General features: G+C 65.0%; 16 protein-coding genes. 11 read left to right on the top strand and 5 right to left on the bottom strand.

Annotation, left to right across the window (positions count from 1 at the left end; all coding sequences use genetic code 11):
- Positions 1–26: 26 nt before the first annotated feature.
- From BerOc1_RS16735 to BerOc1_RS16725, 3 genes are all read right to left on the bottom strand, one after another.
- On the bottom strand, positions 27–1592 hold the full coding sequence (locus tag BerOc1_RS16735) for an ABC transporter substrate-binding protein (protein WP_071546899.1): 1566 nt from the start codon (positions 1590–1592) through the stop codon (positions 27–29).
- A gap of 71 nt (positions 1593–1663) precedes the next feature.
- Positions 1664–2761 (bottom strand): C45 family autoproteolytic acyltransferase/hydrolase, encoded by a 1098-nt coding sequence (locus tag BerOc1_RS16730; RefSeq protein ID WP_071546898.1) that lies wholly within the window; start codon positions 2759–2761, stop codon positions 1664–1666.
- An 81-nt stretch (positions 2762–2842) separates the two neighbouring features.
- Positions 2843–4219 (bottom strand): glutamine synthetase family protein, encoded by a 1377-nt coding sequence (locus BerOc1_RS16725; protein ID WP_071546897.1) that lies wholly within the window; start codon positions 4217–4219, stop codon positions 2843–2845.
- 375 nt (positions 4220–4594) lie between these two features.
- Here BerOc1_RS16725 and BerOc1_RS16720 point away from each other — a divergent pair, with 375 nt between their 5' ends.
- From BerOc1_RS16720 to BerOc1_RS16685, 8 genes are all read left to right on the top strand, one after another.
- Entirely contained in the window at positions 4595–6487 is a 1893-nt protein-coding gene (locus tag BerOc1_RS16720) for a hybrid sensor histidine kinase/response regulator (protein WP_071546896.1), read from the top strand.
- Positions 6488–6494: 7 nt separating this feature from the next.
- Complete coding sequence (locus BerOc1_RS16715) at positions 6495–7889, top strand: sigma-54-dependent transcriptional regulator (RefSeq protein WP_071546895.1); 1395 nt, start codon at positions 6495–6497, stop codon at positions 7887–7889.
- A 233-nt stretch (positions 7890–8122) separates the two neighbouring features.
- Complete coding sequence (locus BerOc1_RS16710) at positions 8123–9106, top strand: ABC transporter substrate-binding protein (RefSeq protein WP_071546894.1); 984 nt, start codon at positions 8123–8125, stop codon at positions 9104–9106.
- 8 nt (positions 9107–9114) lie between these two features.
- The gene (locus BerOc1_RS16705) at positions 9115–9903 is read left to right on the top strand and encodes an ABC transporter permease (RefSeq protein ID WP_071546893.1); all 789 of its coding nucleotides are present in this window, start codon (positions 9115–9117) and stop codon (positions 9901–9903) included.
- Between the two features lie 16 nt (positions 9904–9919).
- Positions 9920–11770, top strand: coding sequence for an ATP-binding cassette domain-containing protein (locus tag BerOc1_RS16700; RefSeq protein WP_071546892.1), 1851 nt, complete (start codon positions 9920–9922; stop codon positions 11768–11770).
- A 104-nt stretch (positions 11771–11874) separates the two neighbouring features.
- Positions 11875–12579, top strand: a complete 705-nt coding sequence (locus BerOc1_RS16695; RefSeq protein ID WP_165610828.1) for a molybdopterin-dependent oxidoreductase — start codon at positions 11875–11877, stop codon at positions 12577–12579.
- Between the two features lie 250 nt (positions 12580–12829).
- Entirely contained in the window at positions 12830–14581 is a 1752-nt protein-coding gene (locus tag BerOc1_RS16690; RefSeq protein ID WP_071546891.1) for a YeiH family protein, read from the top strand.
- 67 nt (positions 14582–14648) lie between these two features.
- A complete protein-coding gene (locus BerOc1_RS16685; RefSeq protein ID WP_071546890.1) occupies positions 14649–14942 on the top strand; it encodes a hypothetical protein in 294 nt (97 codons plus the stop codon).
- Positions 14943–14958: 16 nt separating this feature from the next.
- Here the strand turns inward: BerOc1_RS16685 and BerOc1_RS16680 are convergent, their stop codons facing one another.
- On the bottom strand, positions 14959–15315 hold the full coding sequence (locus tag BerOc1_RS16680; protein ID WP_071546889.1) for a hypothetical protein: 357 nt from the start codon (positions 15313–15315) through the stop codon (positions 14959–14961).
- Positions 15316–15439: 124 nt separating this feature from the next.
- On the opposite strand from BerOc1_RS16680, the gene BerOc1_RS16675 reads away from it, so the two are divergent.
- From BerOc1_RS16675 to BerOc1_RS16665, 3 genes are all read left to right on the top strand, one after another.
- Positions 15440–17872, top strand: coding sequence for a c-type heme family protein (locus BerOc1_RS16675; RefSeq protein WP_071546888.1), 2433 nt, complete (start codon positions 15440–15442; stop codon positions 17870–17872).
- Positions 17869–19254 carry a sigma-54-dependent transcriptional regulator gene (locus BerOc1_RS16670; RefSeq protein ID WP_071546887.1) on the top strand — a complete coding sequence of 462 codons (1386 nt, stop codon included), beginning with the start codon at positions 17869–17871 and terminating at the stop codon, positions 19252–19254. The genes BerOc1_RS16675 and BerOc1_RS16670 overlap by 4 nt, the downstream gene beginning before the upstream one ends.
- Before the next feature lie 103 nt (positions 19255–19357).
- Complete coding sequence (locus BerOc1_RS16665; protein WP_071546886.1) at positions 19358–19636, top strand: hypothetical protein; 279 nt, start codon at positions 19358–19360, stop codon at positions 19634–19636.
- A 145-nt stretch (positions 19637–19781) separates the two neighbouring features.
- On the opposite strand, the gene BerOc1_RS16660 is transcribed toward BerOc1_RS16665, so the two are convergent.
- Positions 19782–20243: a hypothetical protein gene (locus BerOc1_RS16660; RefSeq protein WP_071546885.1), complete on the bottom strand. Its 462-nt coding sequence runs from the start codon at positions 20241–20243 to the stop codon at positions 19782–19784.
- Between the last annotated feature and the right edge of the window lie 38 nt (positions 20244–20281).

The raw sequence follows: 20281 nt of genomic DNA, 5'->3' as shown, positions 1-20281 counted from the left end.
GGCTTAAGGTTAATGATGATGCCCGGTCAGGACCACTGGTCCACGCCGGCGGCTTTCTTGATGGGGGCGGCCAGGTTGCTGGTCAGGGCGATCCAGGCCTTCTTGACCTTGTCCTTGCCGATGCGGCGGGTGATGCGCTCGAACTTGTGCGCGGCCTGGGACAGGGCCTCCTTGGGATCCTTGGAGCCGGTCATGCAGGCGTGCACTTCCTTGTCCAGGGCGTCCTGGTACTCGAAACCGCCGGGGATGCAGAAGTCCGGAACCGTGTTCACGATGTTGTGGTACAGGGTGTCCAGGTACGGCAGGGTGTAGGTGTCGACCAGCCGCTTGGTCGGCTTGAGCATGTGGTTGACCCGGTACGGATCGGAATAGCCGCCAAGGTACGGGATGGCGTCGGCCGAGATGGTCGGGGAGGTCATCCACTGGGCGTAGGCGTAGGCCAGCTCGGGGTTGGCCGAGTACTTGGAGACCGCGTAGCCGTAGCCCCAGCAGAACATGCCCGCGTACAGCTTGGAGCCGTCCTTGGTGAAGTCGGCGGGCATGACCGTGGCCGCGATGTTGCCGGTGGTGGCCGGGCCGGTGGACGGGGCCATGGAGTACTTGAAGCCGGACGGCCAGACGATGTTCATGAACCCTTCGCCCCGGCCGAACGCGTTGTAGTTGGAGGACCAGGTGAAGGAAAAGGCGTCGGGATGCAGGAACTGGTTCATCTCGAGCATCTCTTCCAGGACCTGCACGCCGGTGTCGGAGTTGAAGGTCGGATTCATCTCGCCGTCGAAGTAGAGCACGCCCTTGGACACGAGGCGCTGCATGAACATCCACTTGACGTAGTACGGGGAGCGGTATTCCAGGGAGCCGTAGAAACCGTTGGCCGGATCATGCATGAACTCGGCCAGTTCGCGATACTCCTTCCAGGTGTCGGGCACGGCCAGCTTGCGCCCGAACTTGTCCTCGAAGGCCTTGGCCTTGGCCGGGTTCTCCAGGTAGTCCTTGCGGCACAGCAGGGTGATCTGGTCGCCGTCGCACAACAGGCCGGCCACCCGGCCGTTGTACAGCTGGGCGTGGTGCGAGGCCGGGAAGACCACGCCGTATTCCTTGTTGAACAGCTCGGGGTCGTGCTTCTCGGTCCAGTCGGTCAGGTCGTAGATGACGCCGGAGTCGATCCAGTCCGGGTAGGACATGGCCGTGGGCATCATGACGTCGTAACGCCCGGTCTTGGCCACGGCCTCCTGCATGCCCTTGGTGTGGACGACCTCGTCCGGTTCCTCGATGAATTCCAGGGTGATGCCGAGCTCGTTCTTCCACTTGTCCACGTACGGGGTCATGTTGCCGATGGAACCGGTGGGGATGAGCAGGGTCAGGCTCTTCTTGGTGGCCTTGGCCGCGGCCACCTTGGCCAGCGCCCAGGCGCGCTCCTCGGGGCCGTTGATGGCCGCGAACGCCTTGACCGCGCCCAACGGCGACAGGGCCACGGCGTTGGCCACGGCCGCGGCCACACCCAGGGTGGTCATGGTCTTGAGGAACGAACGGCGGGTCATGCCGCCGGCCTCGTATTCCTGCAGGGTTTTCTCCAGCTTCGGGTTCATTTCCATTGCACACCTCAACTTGCTTAATATGTTAAAATGCTTGCCAGCTACCGAACATCAGCCGATCCGTCGCCAGGTCAGAGAACGTGGCGCTCATAGGTATTCTCGCAGGGGTTGCCGGGGCACAGCTCCAGCCACCCCGCTTCCGGGTCCATGATCACGGCGAACACGGTATGGAAGGCCGTTTTCGGGTCCTCGCCGGGGAACCCGTGGGCGCAGATGCACCGGGGATGGTTGGTATGGTCCCTGGTGAGTTCCTTGAGCTTCTCGAGGTTCAGCGCGCCGCGATGTTTTTTCAGGAAGTTGTCGGCCACCTGTTTGCGCACCATGGACCCGCCGTGGGAGAGCCAGTTGGGGGTCTCGAAGCGGCGCATGTCCCGGCCCACGAAGTGGTTGGTGTGGGCGATGCTCCCGTCGATGTCGAGGAGTTGGTAATAGGCCGCCGAGGTCTCGGCGCAGAAGGCCGCGCCGCCGCCCGCGAACTGGTAGTTGATGCCGCCCGCGCGCGGCGAGAAGATGGCCGCGCCCAGGGCGTCGCCGATGCGCTCGCTGACCAGCGCCTTGCGCATGATGAACGGATAGACCACGCCGGGCCGGGCGTCCGTGGCCGTGACCTTGTTGATGACCGCGCCCACGCCCGCCGAGTTCATGCCGTTCAGGCCGAGAATGCCCGCGAACGAGACCACCAGCTGGGCCGGGCCGCTCTCCGGGAGGATGCGCAGCAGGCAGAGAAACTTCTCGTAGTACTTCTCCATGTCGTAGGTCTGGCCGATGTAGGCCCGGCCCCCCTCCCCCGCCTCTCTGGTGACGTTGAAGGTGGTGCAGCCCCACAGCCCGTCGGGCAGGACCGTGCCGCCGATGCCGGGCGCGCGCAGGTCCTCCAGCTCCAGGAATGAGTTGAGGTAGAGGATCTCCCTGAAGGTCACGCCCGCGCCCTCGGCGATGCCGCGCATCTCCTCCACCAGGTCCGGGGAGAACTTCTCGAGAAAGCCGAGGTTCTTCATACAAAAGGTTTCAAGCCGGTCCTTGTCCACGGAGATGAACGCGTTGTTCATCCGGTGGACCGAGGTCACGGACTCCACGAAATCGACGATCAGGTACCTGAGAGCCCGGCCGTGGGCGCGGCCCATCTCAAAGGGGGTGCCGGACAGTTCTATGACGGGAATGGTGCTCATTGCTGCTCCTGTATGTGTGCCGCCGCACGGGGAGGGGGCGGATGAAAGGAATCCCCCTCCCCGGGTTAGGAGGTGCGACGCCTAGAGAAGTTCCATGTAGTAGTCCCATTCCCAGGGATCGACGCGGTTGTTGAATTCCGGGGTGCCGTAGTCCTCGAAGCGGGCCTTCGCGGTCTCGATCTCGAACTTCTTCACGGCCAGGACCAGCTTGATGAATTCCGGATCGAGCACGGCGTGCAGGTCCGTGTCGTTCTCGAAGGCCTCCACGGCCTCGTCCAGGGTGAACGGGAGCCGGGGCAGGGTGTCGTCCTCATAGGCGATGCCCAGGACCGGATCCGGCAGCGCGGGCTTGGAGCGGATGCCCTCGAGCCCAGCGGCCAGGGTGGACAGGGCCAGAAGGTACGGGTTGGTCCCGCCGCAGGCCAGCCGGTTCTCGAAGTGGGTTGACTCGCCCCGGCAGCCCTTCAGGCGGATGCCCACGGTGCGGTTCTCCATGCCCCAGGTGGCGGTGTGCGGAGCGAACGAGTTGACCCGGTAGCGCTTGTAGCAATTGATCGTGGGGGCGGTGAACACGGTGTTGGCCCGGGCGTGCTTGAGCATGCCCGCCAGAAAGTCGCGGGCCAGGTCCGACAGGCCGCACTCGCCGTCCGGGGCGTTGAAGGCGTTCTTGCCGGTCTTCTTGTCGATGAGGGAGACGTGGAAGTGGGAGCCCGAGGCGCTGGAATCGATGAACGGCTTGGTCAGCCAGGTGGCGATGTAGCCGTGCTGGAGCGAGATCTCCTTGCAGCCCATCTTGTAGAGAAAGGCGGTGTCCGCCGCGGCCAGGCCGTCCTGGTAGTAAAGATTGATCTCCTGCTGGCCCGGGCCGTGCTCGGAATTCTGGGTGATGATCCGCACCCCGGCCTGGTCCATCTTGCGCATCAGGTCGTAGGTGTAGTCGATGTCGAAGTTGTTCTTGAGGGTGACGAAGATGGGCTGGCCGTCGTAGACCGGCTTTCTGGTCTCCCTGTCGAGCACGTAGAACTCGAACTCGTAGCCCAATCGGCAGATGTAGCCCATGGCGTCGAACTCATCGATGATCCTCTTGAGCAGCAGGCGCGGGGAGGCCATGGCCGGGCGGCCGTCGTACCAGTACGGGTCCACGGTGATGTTGGCCGTGTTGGGCACCCAGGGCAGAACCGTGAAGGTGGACAGGTCCGGCACGGTGCAGTGGTCCTCGAAGGCCACCTCCTCGGCATAGCCGGTGCCGGTGGGGACCATGGACTGGATGTCCAGGCCGAGCAGCCCGCCGTAGAAATTCAAGCCGTTTTCTATGTAGTCCATGAACGCGCCGACCGGCACGGTCTTGCTTCGGGACACGCCGTACAGATCCGCTTGCTCGAAACGGACAAAATGGATGTCATTGTCCCGAATCTGCTTCTTGATGCTGTCGATGGAAGTTGGTTTTGGCAGGCTCATCGTCTCTTTCCCTCATTTTGGCAGTTTATTATACCGCTTGCCCGGAACGAATCCGGAGCAATTTTCATCAATGTAATTTCTTCGCTTAGTACAATCGCCGTGCCACTTTGCCTTGTTTTATAAAAATCATTTAAAAACAAACGAGTTAAGCAACAACCATTCACATTCCAACCTTGAACTCCAGACTTCATTTCTCTCTCTATTATTAAAATCAAGAATCGTATTATTAAAAATAATATCCATTCATGCGAATTGATTTTGAAAGTAAAATGTATAAAAACAGTATATTAATGATATTTTTATTATGATTGAAAAATGCCGAAGGAAAAACTATAGTCCGCGTAAAGTAAAAAATGTAGAAAAATGTAAATCAGTATGCACAGACAGATGGAAACGCCCTCCGATCTCCGGACCTTCGCCCGGCTGAGCCCGACCCCCATGGCCGTGCTCGGCCCGGACGGGAAGATCGCCCACGCCAACAACGCCTTTACCCGGCTGCTCCCGGCGGACGCGCCGTTCCCCGAGGGGCGGCGGCTTTGCGAACTTCCCTTCGGGCTGCGCTTCCTGCGGGAACTGGAGGACGGCCTGGCCCAGGTGGCCCTGACCGGCGCGGAACAGGTGGTTGAGATCGGCGACGTCTCGGCCCCGGACCGGGAGATGGTCTCCTGCCGGCTGGTGCCCCTGGCCGACGGCGGAATCGTCGTCGAGGTCCACCGCCACGCCGAGGTGGAGCGGCTGCGGGCCGCCCTGCGTGACGAGAAGGTCCTGCGGCGGCAGTCGGACATGCTCCGCGAGCGCGGCCGCCAGCTCTTTTTCGACGTGGTCCACGAGCTGCCCGTGTTCGTGTACATGCAGCGCCGCGACTACTCGGTCGCCTACGCCAACAAGAAGACCCTGGCCTTCTACGGCGAGGTGGGCGGGCGGCGCTGCTACCAGATGTTCGGCGGCCGCGACGACCCGTGCCCGCACTGCCCGACCTTCCGGGTCTTCGACACGGGCGAGTCCGTGGACTGGCAGTTCACGGACAGCGCGGGCCGGACCTTCCACATCTACGACTATCCCTTCGAGGACGAGAACGGGGAGCCCCTGGTCATGGAGCTGGGGGTGGACATCACCGAGCTGAAACGGGTGGAGCGGGAGCTGTTCCAGGCCCAGAAGATGCGGGCCATCGGCGTGCTCGCGGGCGGCATCGCCCACGACCTCAACAACAATCTGGTGCCGATCATATTCAATCTGGACTACGCCCTGGGCAAGGCGGACGGGACCGGCATGGAGGCCCCGCTGTCCGAGGCCCTCAAGGCCGCGTACAAGGCCTCGGAACTGGTCGAGCAGGTCCTGGAATACAGCCGCCAGCAGGAGGTCACCCGCGCCCCCCTGCACCTGACCCCCCTGGCCCGCGAGAACCTGGCCATCCTGCACGCCACCCTGCCCGACCACGTGGCCCTGGACATGGACTGTTCGGCCGTAAACGACTGCGTCCTGGCCAACCAGTCGCAAGTCCAGCAGGTCCTGCTCAATCTCTGCCGCAACGCGGTCCAGGCCATGCCCGGCGGCGGCACCCTGTCCGTGCGGTTGTCCAACCTCCACCTGGATTCGCAAAAGGAGGCCCCGCACTCGGGCCTGGCCTTGGGCGACCACGTGGTCCTGACCGTGACCGACACGGGCCACGGCATTGAGCCGGGCTCGGTGGAGCGCATCTTCGAGCCGTTCTACACCAGCAAGGCCAAGAGCGGCGGCACGGGCATGGGGCTGGCCGTGGTCCATGCCATCGTGACCTGCAACGGCGGGTCCATCCACGTGGACTCCGCGCCCGGGAGGGGCACGACCTTCACGGTCTACCTGCCGTGCACGGCCACGCCCGAGACCAAGAGCCTGGCCCGGGACACCCGCCCGGCCGCCCGGCCCACCGGCCGCCTGCTTCTGGTGGACGACGACGCGGGCGCCCTGCAGGCCATGCAGCGCGTCCTGCGCGACGCGGGCTACGAGGTCTTCACCGCGGGCAACGGCCAGGAGGGGCTCAAGGAATTCTTCCGGGGCAAGGGGCGGTTCGAGCTGGTGGTCACGGACCAGTCCATGCCCGCCATGACCGGCATGGAGATGGCCGCCCGCATCCTGGAGAACGCCCCGGACTGCAAAGTGGTCATCTGCACCGGCCATGTGGAACCGCAGTTGGAGGCCCAGGCCCGCAGGGCCGGGGTGGCCGGGTTCATCATGAAGCCCATGTCCCCCAGGGTGTTGGTGGAAAACGTCAATAAATTCTGCACATAGGATCATTATGGCACGCGTACTGATCATCGACGACGACGAACTCATCCGAAGCGGCCTGTCCCGCTGCTTCGGCGACCTGGGCCATGACGTCCTGACCGCCGACAGCCTGGGCCGGGGACTCGACCTGGCCCGCGCCGGGGTGGACGTCATCTACCTGGACCTGAACCTGCCCGACGGCGACGGGCACATGTCCGTCAACGAGCTCACGGCCGCTCCCGGCGGCCCGGAGGTCATCGTCCTGACCGGCCTGAAGGACAATTTCGGGGCCCAGGAGACCCTGACCAGCGGGGCCTGGGACTACATCCAGAAACCGGCCACCCCCTCTGTCCTCAAGGCGTCGCTGGAGAGCGCGCTCAAGTACCGCAGCGACAAGTTCGCGGCCCAGGCCCCGGCCCGGGCCTTCGACGACGGCGGCATCGTCGGCAGGTCCCCGGCCATGGACCGGGCCCGCCAACTCATGGCCCGGGCGGCCGAGAGCGAGGCCGGGGTGCTCATCCTCGGCGAGACCGGCGCGGGCAAGGAGCTGGCCGCCCAAGCCATTCACCGCAACAGCGCGCGCCGCGACAAGCCCTTCGTGGTGGTGGACTGCTCCAACCTGACCGAGACCCTGCTGGAAAGCGTGCTCTACGGCCACGTCAAGGGCGCGTTCACCGGCGCGCTGACCGACCACCGGGGACTGGTGGCCGAGGCGGACGGCGGCACCCTGTTCCTGGACGAGATCGGCGAGCTGCCCCCCTCCCTGCAGAAATCCTTCCTGCGCGTGCTCCAGGAGCACCGCTTCCGGCCCGTGGGCTCCTCCCGCGAGCAATCCAGCGACTTCCGGCTCATGGCCGCCACCAACCGCGACCTGGAGGCCATGACCCGCGCCGGGACCTTCCGCTCGGACCTGCTCTTCAGGCTGCGTACCCTGGAAATCCCCCTGCCGCCCCTGCGCGAGCGTGACCAGGACGTCGGCCTGCTGGCCCTCCACTTCGCCAAGACGGCCTGCGACCGCTACCGGCTGCCCCCCAAGCAACTCTCCAAGCAGCTCGACAAGGTCCTGCGCCCGTATACCTGGCCCGGCAACGTCCGCGAACTGGGCAACGTCATGGAGGCGGCGGTCATCAACGCGGGCCAGGAACCGGTCATCTATCCCAAGCACCTGCCCGGCCACATCCGCGTCTCCTCCCTGGACAAGGCCAGGCCCAAGCGCCAGCCCGTCCGGGCCCAAGGGAGTCAGGCCACGGACGGTCCCATCCAGCCCTACAAGGATTACAAGGCGTTGCGCGACCAGGCCTATTTCCGCCAGCTCATGGACATCTGCGACTTCGACATCCCCGAGGCCAGCCGCCTGTCGGGGTTGAGCGTACCGAGCATCTACCGCCACCTCTCCTTGGCGGGCATCCGACGCGGCAGAAAATAAACCCGCCGATCGCATGTCACGCATATTCATATTTGCGTGACGACATTGCCGAATCCATCCCCCGGCCCTACATACTGAAACTTGTTCGCAGGCATATGCCCGCTGCGTTCCCGTTCCGTATCCACCGCGTGCGCGTCGCCCAAGCGCCGCGCCGTCCAACCGCGATCCCTTGAACAGGCGCGTTTAGTCCCCGCCTCCGGGGAGCGCATGCCGCCGCGCAAGGAAGCCCGCCGATGATCACACGCAGGAATTTTCTGTCCCTGGGCGCAGGGGCCCTGGCCCTGTTCCCCTTTCTGACCGCAGCCCGCGCCCTGGCCGGGGATGCGGCCGAACTCGTGCTGGCGGGCCCGCCCGCGCCCCTCAGCCTCCCCCTGGTCCGCCTGTCCAAACAGCCCCCGTCCGGCGCCCTGCCCGCCATGGAGATGCGCCAGTGGCGCAACCCGGACATCATGCGCGCCTGGATGGTCTCGGGCGAGGCTCAGGTCTCGGCCGCCCCGGCCAACGCGGCGTCCATTCTCTATAACAAGGGACTCCCGGTCCGGCTCCTGGACGTCAACAACGGCGGCAGCCTGAGCATCGTCACCGCCAACCCGTCCATCAAGAAATTCATGGACATCAAGGGCAGGAGCCTGCTTCTGTTCTTCCGTGGGGACACCCCGGACATCATCGTCCGTTACCTGGCTTCGAAAAGCGGCATCACCCCGGACAATGACCTGACCATGTCCTATGTTGACTCGCCCTTCGAGGCGTTGCAGATGCTCCTCTCCAAGCGCACGGACACGGCCCTGCTGCCCGAGCCCGCCGCCACGGCGGCCATCCTCAAGGGCAAGGGCGCGGGCATGGAGCTGAAACGCATCGTCCTGCAGGATGTCTGGGAAGAAGTCACCGGCAGCGCGTCGGTCATGCCCCTGGGCGGGACCATGTGCCAGGCCTCCCTGGCTGAGGAACGCCCGGAGACCGTGACTGCGCTGCAAACCGGCATCGGCCGGGCCGTGGACTGGATCAATGCCCACCCGGCCGAGGCCGCCCGGCAATGCGCCGACTTCTTCGGACTCAAGCCCATGGTCCTGGAAAAGTCCCTGGAGACCTTCCCCCTGCGGCGCAGCCCGGCGGCCGAGGCCAGGAAGGACCTGGAATTCTACTATTCGGCCCTGATGGAAATGTCGCCCAAACTGGTCGGCGGCAAGCTGCCGGACCGGAATTTCTACCTGGCCTAGGAGCAGGAATGACGCGTCCGGCCCATGCCGCATGGTCCCGCCCGCGGGACTTCCGGTACCCCGCCCTGGGGATCGCCCTCTTTCTCGCCCTATGGTGGGCGGGGAGCCTCTTCTACGGCCCGTTCATCCTGCCCTCGCCGGGGGAGGCGGGCGCGGCGCTGTGGCGGCTCGTCCTGGACGGCCAGGCGGGCAGGGCGGCGCTGGTCACGGCCGGACGCGCGCTGGGCGGATTCGGTATCGCTGCCCTGCTCGGCAGCGGACTGGGCATCCTGGCCGGGCTGCGCCCCGCCCTGGCCCAGACCCTCAGGCCGGTGACGGCCATGCTTCTGGGCATCCCGCCCATAGCCTGGATCGTCCTGGCCATGCTCTGGTTCGGCACCACCGGGCTGACCCCGGTCTTCACCGTGGTGGTCACGGCCCTGCCCATCGTCTTTGCCGTGGCCGTGGAAGGCGCACGCACCCGGGACCGGGGGTTGGAGGACATGGCCCGTTCCTTCTCCGCCCCGCCGCTGACGCTTTTCCTGGATGTGCGCCTGCCGCACCTTCTGTCCTATCTCTTCCCGGGCTGGGTCACTGCCCTGGCCCTGTCCTGGAAGGTCGCGGTCATGGCCGAGCTGCTCGCCTCCACCGACGGCATCGGCGCGAGCATGGCCCTGGCCCGGATCAACCTGGACACGGCCGACGCCCTGGCCTGGGTCATCGTCCTGCTGGTCATGCTCCTGGCCGTGGAACTGCTCGTGCTCGAACCGCTGCAACGGCGCATGGAACCCTGGCGCGGCGACGCCGCGTCCTCGTGAAGGAGGCAGGCGGATCATGCTGACCTGGGAGAACGTCTCGCACGACTACGGGACCGGGCCGGTACTGGCCGACGTCGGCCTGCGGGTCGCGCCCGGCGAGGTCCTGGCCCTGGCGGGCCGCTCCGGCTGCGGCAAGACCTCCCTGCTGAACATGGCCGCCGGGCTGCTCGCCCCGACTTCGGGCCACGTTTCCAACACCTTTTCGCACACGGCCTGCGTGTTCCAGGAGCCTAGGCTGCTCCCCTGGCGGCGCACCGAGGACAACATCGGCTTCGGGCTCAAGGCCCTGGGCATCCCCAGGGCGGAACGGACGGCCCGGGCCCACCGGCTGGCCGAGCGCATGGGGCTGAACCCCGGCGACCTGGCGAAATACCCCCACGCCCTGAGCGGCGGCATGCGCCAGCGGGCCTCCCTGGCCCGGGCCCTGGCCGTGGAGCCGGACCTGCTCCTCCTGGACGAGCCGTTCAGCGCCCTGGACGTAGGCTTGCGGCACGAACTCCAGGACCTGGTCCGCTCCCTCATCGACGAGCGCGGCCTGGCCGCCGTGTTCGTGACCCACGACCTGGCCGAGGCGGTCCGCCTGAGCGACCGCATCGTCATCCTGGCCCCGTCACCGGGCCGCGTGGTCCTTGAACAGCGCATCGGCGAGCCCTTCGCGGCCCGCGGCGAGGCATTCGTCAGGCGGATAACGGACGGGCTCCAGACCGCCCCGACCGTGCGCGCGGCCTTTAGCCGAAACGATCCGAGCCCTGTCACGCCGACCGACATCCCGACAGCCCCGAGCCGCACGCGGCCCGCAACCAACGAGGTGAATATGGTGGAATTCAAGCCCGTGCATCTCCCGGAGACGACCCTGGCCACGGACATGGCCGGGCGCAAGGTCCTGGTCAAAACCAACATCGAAAGGGTCTTCGGCTACAACCCCATGGTCACGTCCCTGCTCTTTTGCCTGGCCCCGAAAAAGATCGCCGGGCTGGGCATGCCGCCCATGCCGCCCGAGCGCATGCTGGCGGGCCCGGAGTATCTCTCCCTGCCGGTCCTCGGAGTCATGGGCGGCGACTTCGGCGGCGGCAAAAGCACCTTCGACAAGGACGCGGTCCGGCAGCGCGGCGTGGACCTGATCCTCTCCCTGACCCTGTTCGCCCTGGACGAGGTCGAGGTGAACGCGGCCGAACGGCTGCAACAGGAGATGGGCATCCCGGTGCTCGTCTACGACGGCTGCCTGGACCGCACCGGCGAAGTCCTGCGGCGCGTGGGCGCGCTTGTCGGCACGCCGGACCGGGGCAATACGCTGGCCGACTATTTCGACGAAAAGTTCCGCCACATCGTACGGACCGTGGCCGAAATCCCGCACGGCGAGCGGCGCACGGTCTACTACGCCCAGTCGCCCACCGGCCTGCTCACCGAGCCCAGGCGGTCCCGCCACGGCGAGATCATAGAATACGCGGGCGGGGTGAACGCGGCCGAGGTCTTCGAGCAGCGCGGCTGCGGCCGCACCCCGGTCTGCGCCACGGACCTGGCCCGCTGGGACCCGGACGTGGTCATCATGCTCTCGGACGAGGGCAAGTCCCCCCAGCGCTTGTATAATCGGATGCGGACCGACCCTTTCTGGTCCCGGCTCAAGGCGGTCCGCAACAACGCCGTGTTCGAGCCCCCGGCGGGCATGTACAACTGGTTCGACCGCCCCCCGTCCGTGAACCGGCTCATGGGGTTGATCTGGCTGACCAACCTGCTCTACCCCGAGTGGTTCGCCTGGGATATGGTCCGCGAAACCCGCGAGTTCTACAAACTATTCTACCGCATGGACCTCGGCTCCAAGCAGGCCGAGATCCTGCTCGGCCCAAGCTTGAGGGGGCTGGCCAACTAGGATTTTCCCTTGTCCTTTGCGCCGCTCTTTGCGACCATGTGAACATGGCGAGATATCCGGTCCTGACAGGTCCGGGCCATGCACGCATACCGCAAGGAGCCGTCATGAGGGAAGAGAACCTGTTGTCCAGGCGTGTTTTTCTGGCCGCCGCGGCCGGTGCAGTGGTCAGCATCGGGCTGCCCGGCGTGTTCGCCACGGTCGGCGAGGCCCGCCTGCAGGAGCTGGCCGAGGCCCTTCGGCTGGACGGAAGGCCACGGATCCCGCCGGGACAGACCGCCATCGAGCACATCGAGGACATGGGCGGCAGGCCCGGCTCGCCCCGGCCCGAGGACTTCCGCCTGCGCGTCCACGGCGAAGTCGAGAACCCTCTTGATCTCGACTTCGAGGCGCTCATGGCGCTCGAACAGCGGGACTTCACCTGCGACATCCACTGCGTGACCGGCTGGACCCTGTTGGACTCCACCTGGCGCGGCGTCCCCATCGCCCTCCTCCTGGACAAGGCCGGGCCCGCCAAGAAGGCGAGGTTCCTGGTCATCGAGGCCGCCCACGGCTACACCACGAGCATCCCCCTCACCGAGGCCGTGAAACCGGACGTGTTCCTGGCCCACACCCTGTTCGGCAGTCCCTTGCCCGGCCCCAACGGCGGACCGGTGCGCGCCGTGGTCCCGGACCGCTACTTCTACAAGAGCGCCAAATGGGTGCAGGGGCTGAAGGTCGTCTCAACGGACGAGCCGGGCTTCTGGGAAACGCGCGGCTACAGCAACTCCGCCGATCCGTGGAAAGAGGAACGCTATTCGCGCTCCCGCTAGGCTTCGTCGGCCGCCACACCCGCCCGGCCTCGTCGAACTGCAAACCGCACCTTTCATCTCCCCTGCCAGAACCGCAAAGAAGACTTTGCAGCCCGGACGGACGTTGAATAATAATATCCTGCTATTTCAAGGAACAATCCTTCCCGACAAACATGGCCCACTCCTTGCTCAATGGGAAAAAACGAGTGTGGCCGGGCGGCCCGTCCTGGCGATCCGCCCCTGTGAGTAACTTTTTTGGAGGATTGTGAGAATGGCTGAACAAGTTGTCGAGAAGAACTCCGAAGTCGTCGTCGATCAGGCGAAGTCTTCGTGGTCCGATCTCTGGAAGAAAGAGGATTACTGGGCCATCTGGCTCGGTTTTGTCATCCTCATTGTCGGTGCCTTCATCTATTTCAACAACGAGCCCGCCGGCATGCAGGAGAAATTCGCCGAGGCCAACGCCGTCATGACCGCCGAGGCGCAACGCGCCCCGTTCAAGACCGTGGCCTGGTACGAGGCCCAGACGGCCAAGGAAAAGATCAAGGCCAAGAGCCAGCCCATCGGCAAGAGCATCGCGAACCTGATGGCCCACCCCAAGTCGTGGTCCACCAACCCGCTCAACGCCTTCATGCAGACCCAGGCCCAGGCCGACGCCAAGAACGCCAAGGGCATGCCCAAGTACGAGGCGGCCAAGGCGGCCGCAGCCGAGGGCAAGGGGGCCGCGCTGGCCGCCCAGACCAAGGCCGAGGCGGCGGGCTTCCAGAACGCCGGGCTGAACGCCGAGGCGTCCAACGCCATCGAGCACTGGCTGAAGCTGCGTTCCAAGGAATCCTCGGCCAAAAAGAAGATCTCCAACAAGCCGTATAACCTGTTCCCCGGCCTGATCGGCCTGTTCATCGGCTTCGGCGTGATCTTCGCCATCGGCATGCACTTCATCGACGGCAGCAGCGCCAAGTTCCTCAAGGGCTTCATCCTGGTCTTCGCCGTGGCGGTGCTCTCCTACGTCATGTCCGGACAGGCGACCATGAAGCAGTACGGCATCGGCTACGCCGCCTGGGCCATCGCCATCGGCCTGATCATCTCCAATACCATCGGCACGCCCGGATGGGCCAAGAAGGCCCTGCAGGTCGAGTTCTTCATCAAGACCGGCCTGGTGCTCCTGGGCGCCGAGGTGCTCTTCAACAAGATCGTGGCCATCGGCATTCCCGGTATCTTCGTGGCCTGGGTGGTCACCCCGGTGGTGCTCATCTCCACCTTCATCTTCGGCCAGAAGGTCATCAAGATGCCTTCCAAGACCCTGAACATGACCATCTCCGCCGACATGTCCGTATGCGGCACCTCGGCCGCCATCGCCGCGGCCGCCGCGTGCAAGGCCAAGAAGGAGGAGCTGACCCTGGCCATCGGCCTGTCCCTGGTCTTCACCTCCATCATGATGGTGGTCATGCCCGCGATCATCAAAGCCACGGGCATGCCCTACATCCTGGGCGGCGCCTGGATGGGCGGCACCATCGACGCCACCGGCGCGGTGGCCGCGGCCGGCGCGTTCCTGTCCGAAAAGGCCCTGTACGTGGCCGCGACCATCAAGATGATCCAGAACGTGCTCATCGGCGTGACCGCCTTCGGCATCGCCATCTACTGGTGCACCAAGGTGGACTGCGTCGAGGGCCAGAAGGTCGGGGCCATGGAAATCTGGCACCGCTTCCCCAAGTTCGTGCTCGGCTTCCTGGTCGCCTCGGTGATCTTCTCCATCGCCTACTCGTCCCTGGGCTCGGACGCGGGCTTCACCATGATCGACCAGGGCGTGCTGCGCGGCTTCTCCCGCCTGTTCCGCGGCTGGTTCTTCTGCCTTTCCTTCGCGGCCATCGGCCTGGCCACCAACTTCCGGGAGCTGAAGCACTACTTCAAGGGCGGCAAGCCGCTCATCCTGTACGTCTGCGGCCAGTCCCTGAACCTGTGCCTGACCCTGGCCATGGCCTACCTGATGTTCTACGTGGTCTTCCCCGACATCACGTCCAAGATCTAACCACCTCCACCCCCAAGAACCCCGAGGGGGGCCGAGCCTCGGCCCCCCTCACCCCAAGGAGCAAGATATGGAAAACCGCAGCCTCACCCAGCGCATCCTGGCCCTGGTCTCGGTCTGCGCCGCCATCTGGGTGTTCACCTATGTGGCCGGGCCCATGCTGGTCAACGCGTCCCAGGACTTCCGGACGCTGGGCGACTTCATCGTGCGGGAAAACATCGACACCGGCATGTTCTATTACACCGACCTGGAGATCGTCGGCCACGCGGACCACAACGCCCGCTCGACCATCGAATACATGCCGCACGGCCCGGGGCCCACGCCCGGCGTGGGTTCGGCAACGGGCGCGCCCGCGGACCAGTAGACCTGCCGGGGCCGGGTTACATCCCGTCCCGGGGGTCGAACATGGCTTCTATACGCCGGTTCAACCCCATGAGGTAGCAGACGGTGCGCGGGACGGCGGCAAGGAAATAGCCGAGCTGCTCGAGTTCGCTTCGGCCCAGGCCGTAGGAGCGGAAGTAGAGAAAGAAGACGGCGATCAGGGTCATGCCGCACAGGAGGATCAACGGGATGGTCGTGTTCAGGCGGATGAACAGGACCTCTCCCGATATCCGCCCGCGAAAGAAAAGCACCGCCAGAGCCACGGAACGCAGCACGCCGGTCCACGCCCGGACAAACATGTCCGCCGTGGCCATCCCCACGAACAGGGCCGCTCCGAACAGCAGCGTATCGTTCATACCGTTACTCCCCCGGGCGGAGCCTCCTTTTCCACCCTGTAGAAACCATACGGTTTGATGGAAAGTACCGTCAAGGAAACCTTGACGGGAACCTGTTTCATCTCTGATAGTCGACTACAAAACCATGAAGCTTCCCAGACCGTACTCACTCCAGAGCAAATTTCTGATCGGCCTGATAATGACCTCCGTCGCCATCGGCGGTCTGCTCCTGGCCGGTTTCTCGTACCACATGCGCCAGGTGCTCGAACGCGAGGTCGAGGACAAGGCCGCCATGGTCCTGGCCCAGGTGGATGCGGTCCAGCAGTACGTCCGCCGGGTCCTGCGGCCGCGCATGTACGACGTCCTAGACGACACCTTCATCATCGAGGCCATGTCCTCGTCCTTCATCTCCCGCAACATCATGGACGGCGTGGCCGAGCACAGCCCCACCAGGCACCTCTACCGGCGGGTGGCCATAGGCGCGCGCAATCCGAAGTTCGAGGCCGACCGCCGGGAGCGGGACCTGGTGGAATATTTCCGCGCCCACCCGGACAAGAAGGTCTGGCAGGGATTCACCGACATAGACGGCATCGAGCACTTCGTCATGGCCCGCCCCGTGGTCTTCGCCAAGAGCTGCCTGCACTGCCACGGCAAGCCCGGGGACGCCCCGGAGCAGGTGCTCGCCCTGTACGGCGACCGGGGGTTCGGCCACATCGAGAACAGCATCGGCGGCGTGGACTCCGTCGGCCTGCCGGTCTCCGCCTCGGTGGCCCACATGCAGGACACGATCATGAGCTACCTGGCGGTCTTCGCCATCGCGGCCCTCATCTACCTGGGAGCCACGAACATCATCTTCAAGCGCATCGTGGCCAACAATGTCCGCCTGCTCACCGCCAGCTTCAGGCGCAACTTCAGCGACGACAAGGGCGTGGAGCTCGTGCGGGAGCTGGAAAAGGGCGACGAGATCGGCCAGATGATCTCCGGCATCGAAAAGCTCGGCGACTACCTCTATGAAACCCGCGAGCAGCTGCAACGCTATACCAACGACCTGGAGGTCATGGTCGAGGAAAGGACGGAAAAGCTTGCCGAGCAGGCCGAGGCGCGCTCCGCGGACGTGCGCCTGTTCGTCCGCCTGCTGGCCGGGTCGAGCAAAAGCGGCTCCCGGCACGAGCTGTGGGAGGCCACCCTGCCGCACATCGTCGAGCGGTTCGGCCTGGAGCGTGCGGTCTACGTCTGCACCTTCTACTCCAAGCGCCACTACTCCTGGCCGCACTCGGACGTGCCGCCCGACCTCCCGGACAACTGGGTCAAGCTGCTCACGGATTCCATGCCGCACATCGAGAAAGACCGGGCGTTCATCCCGGTGGAATCCTCGGTGGGCAACGCCGAGGGGCTGCTCTGCCTGTACCACAGGTCCGGCAGCGCCTTCGCCGAACAGGACGGCGAGGTTTTCCAGGCCCTGGGCCGCCAGCTGGGCATCGCCGCGGACAACATCATGGCCCTGGACTCCATCGTCCGGAACAACGCCAACATGCACGCCATCTTCGAGGGCATCACCGAACCGCTGCTGCTGGTGGACGAGTCCGGCAACCCCGTGGTGGTCAACGAGGCCGCGCGCCGGCTCGGCCTGGACCTGTCCGAGGGCATGGTCCAGGACGGCAACATCATCAGCCTGCTCTGCGCCAACGTCAGCGGGGACAACGACTGCGACATCTCCAAGTCCCTCAACCTCAATGAGGTCATCTCCAGGGAGGTCTCCCTGCCCAACGGCCGTTCCTTTGCCCTGAGCATCTACCCCGTGGCCGAATCCGGGGGCTCACGCAACAGCCAAGCGGCGGTCTACGTCCACGAGACCACGCAGCAGAAACGGATGCTCGCGCACATGACCCAGGCCGAGAAGCTGGCCACCGTGGGCAAGCTCGCCTCCGGCCTGGCTCACGAGATCAACAACCCGCTGGGTGTCATCCTGTGCTATGCCAAGCTGCTCAAAAAAGGGCTGCCCGAAGGCCAGACCGGCGAGGACGTCGACGTCATCGTCAAGCACACGAGGCAGGCCCAGAACGTGCTCAAGAACCTGCTCAGCTTCGCCCGTCCCAAGGTCGGCAACGACGGGACCGTGTCCCTGCCCGAGGTCATCGGCTCGCTGGTGGACGTTTTCCGGGTCCAGGCCGAGAGCCAGCACGCGACCCTGTCAGCGGACACCGCCGGGGAGGTTCCCCCGGTGCCGGTGGACACCCAGGCCCTGGAGCACATCATGGCCAACCTGATCATCAACGCCCTGGACGCCATCCCGGACAGGGACGGCAGGATCGACATCAGGACGGCCTACGACACCCTGGCCGAGGAGGTGGTGGTCACGGTCTGCGACAACGGGCCCGGCATCGCCGAAAAGGACCACAAGTTCATCTTCGACCCCTTTTACACCACCAAGGAGGTGAACAAGGGGTCGGGGCTGGGGCTGTCCATCGTCTTCGGATTCATGAGCGACCTGGGCGGGAGCGTCATGGCGGACAACCAGAATACCGGCGGAGCGCGGTTCACCCTGCGTTTCCCCGTGGCCGGGACGGAAGCGACATGATCGACACGAGAACCATGCATGTATTGGTCGTCGACGACCAGACCGATTTCGCCAGGGGGCTCGGACGGTTGATCCTGGGCGAGTTCGACGGGGTCGACGTCCACGTGGCCGAATCGGGCGAACAGGCCCTGGAACTCCTCAAGGATACCCCGGTCAACGTGATGATCACCGATCTGCAGATGCCGGGCATGGACGGGCTGACCCTGCTCCGGGAGGCCCTGGAGAGATCCCCGTCCCTGTCGGCGGTGATGCTGACCGCTCACGGCACCATCGAGACCGCCGTGGACGCGCTCAAGGCCGGGGCCTACGATTTTCTGACCAAGCCCACCGAACCGGAGGACGTGTTCCGGGTGGTGGCCAACGGGCTCGAACGCAGCCGCCTGCTCGACGAGAACCGGCGGCTCCGCGACCAGCTGGAACGGCACAAGGACAAGCTGATCGGCGAGAGCCCGGTCATGCAGCGCCTCAAGCAGTCCATCCAGGCCGTGGCCCAGACAGACTACAACGTGCTCATCCTGGGCGAGTCCGGCACGGGCAAGGAACTGGCCGCCGCCATGATCAGGGAACTGAGCCCGCGCGCGGACAGGCCGTTCATCACTCTCAACTGCACGGCCATCCCCGAAAACCTGCTGGAGAGCGAACTTTTCGGCCACGTCAAGGGCGCGTTCAGCGGCGCGGAGCAGAATCGGGACGGGCTGTTCGTCAAGGCGCATACGGGCACCATCCTGCTGGACGAGATCGGCGACATCCCCATGGAGACCCAGGCCAAGCTGCTGCGGGTCCTGCAGGAGGGGGAGATACGCCCGGTGGGCTCGGACGAATCGCGCAAGGTGGACGTGCGCATCATCGCCTCCACCAACCAGGACCTCGCCGCGCGCATCGCGGACAGGACCTTCCGCGAGGACCTGTACCACCGGCTCAACGTGCTCACCCTGACCCTGCCCCCGCTCAGGGAGCGCCCGGGGGACATCCCGCTTCTGGCCCGCTACTTCCTGCTCAAGGCCTGCGCCGAGCTCGGCTTGCCGGACAAGGACATCTCCGCCGCCACTCTGGCCGGACTCGCGGCCAGGCCGTGGCACGGCAACATCCGCGAACTCCAGAACGCCATGCGCAAGCTCGCGGTCTTCGGTAACGCCCAGCCCCAGCGGGACCTGTTGCCCGGCACCGTTTGTCTCGCCCCCCTGGGGCGGGAAGGCGAGCTGCCTCCGTTCAAGGAGGCCAAGGGGCTGGTGATGGATTCCTTCACCCAGGACTACGTCCGCGAGGCCATGACCCTGTCCGGGGGCAACATCTCCCGGGCCGCGCGGCTGTCCGGCCTGTCGCGCGTGGCGGTCCAGAACATGCTGAACCGGTACGGGCTTTCGGCCGACGCCTTCAAATAGCCTGAGAAAAGTCCCGCTCCCCATGCGCATGACCGGCCGCCGCCCGGCGGAAAGTCCTGTCCGCGCATTGCCTCCGCCCGGATAAAATTATAGAAGCGTCGCCATGAGCAATCTCCACGACACCAAGTCCAAGGAAGCCGTGATCGCGCAGGCGGTCCGCCACATCAACCACCACGGCGGCGGGTTTGACGCCTGGTTCGTCGGCATCGAGGAAAAGGGCTCGGACCGCGACGCCAAAAACGACCGCCACCCCATCCACTTCCTGCTGCCCAGCGAGGACGACGCCAAGGCCGCCATGTCCCAGCTCCTGGACCTGGGGCTGCAGGCCGACGACGAATACGGAGTGCAGCCGGTGATCCTGTTCGTGTACACGCCGAAATAGGCGGCAGGCCCGGGCAAGGGCATGAAAAAGGCCCGCCCCGACCGGGACGAGCCGTCGCCGTTTCCGGCATGCGGGGCACTCCCCGCCCGACAAGACATTTCCGAAAAGGGCCGAAGGCGGACAACGCCTTCGGCCCTTTCGCGAGCTACATCATGCCCTTCATCTGCATCATGGTCTTTTCCATCTTGTCCAGACCCTCGTTCATCATGGACATGCCCTTGTCGGCATCCTTCTTCATCATGCCCATGCCCTTCATGGTGGTCATCATGTCCTTGTTCATCTGCTTCATGGAGGCCTCCATCTTGTGGTCGCCGGACTTCTTGGCGTGCGCCTCCATGCCGGCCATGCCGTGATGCATGTCGGCCATGTGGCCGTTCATGGCCTTCATGGCCTCCTGACGCGCGGCCGGGTCCTTCATGGCCGCGACGTCCATCTTCATCATGTCCAGGTTACCCTGCATGGCCTTCATGCTCTCGGGGGCCGACATGTCCCCGGCCTTCATGTCGCCATGGTTCATGTCGCCGTGGTTCATGTCCATGGCAAAGGACAGCCCGCTGAACAGCAGGGTCAGGGCCAGGGCGACGGCGAGGGTGGTGGTCTTTTTCATTGGTGTCTCCTTTTGTAATACGGTTGTATTGTTTTTAG

The sequence above is a fragment of the Pseudodesulfovibrio hydrargyri genome, assembly GCF_001874525.1.
In the GTDB taxonomy this organism is placed as follows: domain Bacteria; phylum Desulfobacterota; class Desulfovibrionia; order Desulfovibrionales; family Desulfovibrionaceae; genus Pseudodesulfovibrio; species Pseudodesulfovibrio hydrargyri.
The sequence above is the reverse complement of the archived record's forward strand: the minus strand, read 5'-3'. Positions and strand labels throughout refer to the sequence as shown.

Bases quoted from the DNA above. Each gene is read 5' to 3' on its own strand.
- BerOc1_RS16665 (WP_071546886.1), top strand. From the start codon at position 19,358: ATGAGCAATCTCCACGACACCAAGTCCAAGGAAGCCGTGATCGCGCAG.
- BerOc1_RS16660 (WP_071546885.1), bottom strand. From the start codon at position 20,243: ATGAAAAAGACCACCACCCTCGCCGTCGCCCTGGCCCTGACCCTGCTG.
- BerOc1_RS16700 (WP_071546892.1), top strand. From the start codon at position 9,920: ATGCTGACCTGGGAGAACGTCTCGCACGACTACGGGACCGGGCCGGTA.
- BerOc1_RS16690 (WP_071546891.1), top strand. From the start codon at position 12,830: ATGGCTGAACAAGTTGTCGAGAAGAACTCCGAAGTCGTCGTCGATCAG.
- BerOc1_RS16685 (WP_071546890.1), top strand. From the start codon at position 14,649: ATGGAAAACCGCAGCCTCACCCAGCGCATCCTGGCCCTGGTCTCGGTC.
- BerOc1_RS16725 (WP_071546897.1), bottom strand. From the start codon at position 4,219: ATGAGCCTGCCAAAACCAACTTCCATCGACAGCATCAAGAAGCAGATT.
- BerOc1_RS16680 (WP_071546889.1), bottom strand. From the start codon at position 15,315: ATGAACGATACGCTGCTGTTCGGAGCGGCCCTGTTCGTGGGGATGGCC.
- BerOc1_RS16695 (WP_165610828.1), top strand. From the start codon at position 11,875: ATGAGGGAAGAGAACCTGTTGTCCAGGCGTGTTTTTCTGGCCGCCGCG.
- BerOc1_RS16670 (WP_071546887.1), top strand. From the start codon at position 17,869: ATGATCGACACGAGAACCATGCATGTATTGGTCGTCGACGACCAGACC.
- BerOc1_RS16675 (WP_071546888.1), top strand. From the start codon at position 15,440: ATGAAGCTTCCCAGACCGTACTCACTCCAGAGCAAATTTCTGATCGGC.
- BerOc1_RS16705 (WP_071546893.1), top strand. From the start codon at position 9,115: ATGACGCGTCCGGCCCATGCCGCATGGTCCCGCCCGCGGGACTTCCGG.
- BerOc1_RS16730 (WP_071546898.1), bottom strand. From the start codon at position 2,761: ATGAGCACCATTCCCGTCATAGAACTGTCCGGCACCCCCTTTGAGATG.
- BerOc1_RS16720 (WP_071546896.1), top strand. From the start codon at position 4,595: ATGCACAGACAGATGGAAACGCCCTCCGATCTCCGGACCTTCGCCCGG.
- BerOc1_RS16715 (WP_071546895.1), top strand. From the start codon at position 6,495: ATGGCACGCGTACTGATCATCGACGACGACGAACTCATCCGAAGCGGC.
- BerOc1_RS16710 (WP_071546894.1), top strand. From the start codon at position 8,123: ATGATCACACGCAGGAATTTTCTGTCCCTGGGCGCAGGGGCCCTGGCC.
- BerOc1_RS16735 (WP_071546899.1), bottom strand. From the start codon at position 1,592: ATGGAAATGAACCCGAAGCTGGAGAAAACCCTGCAGGAATACGAGGCC.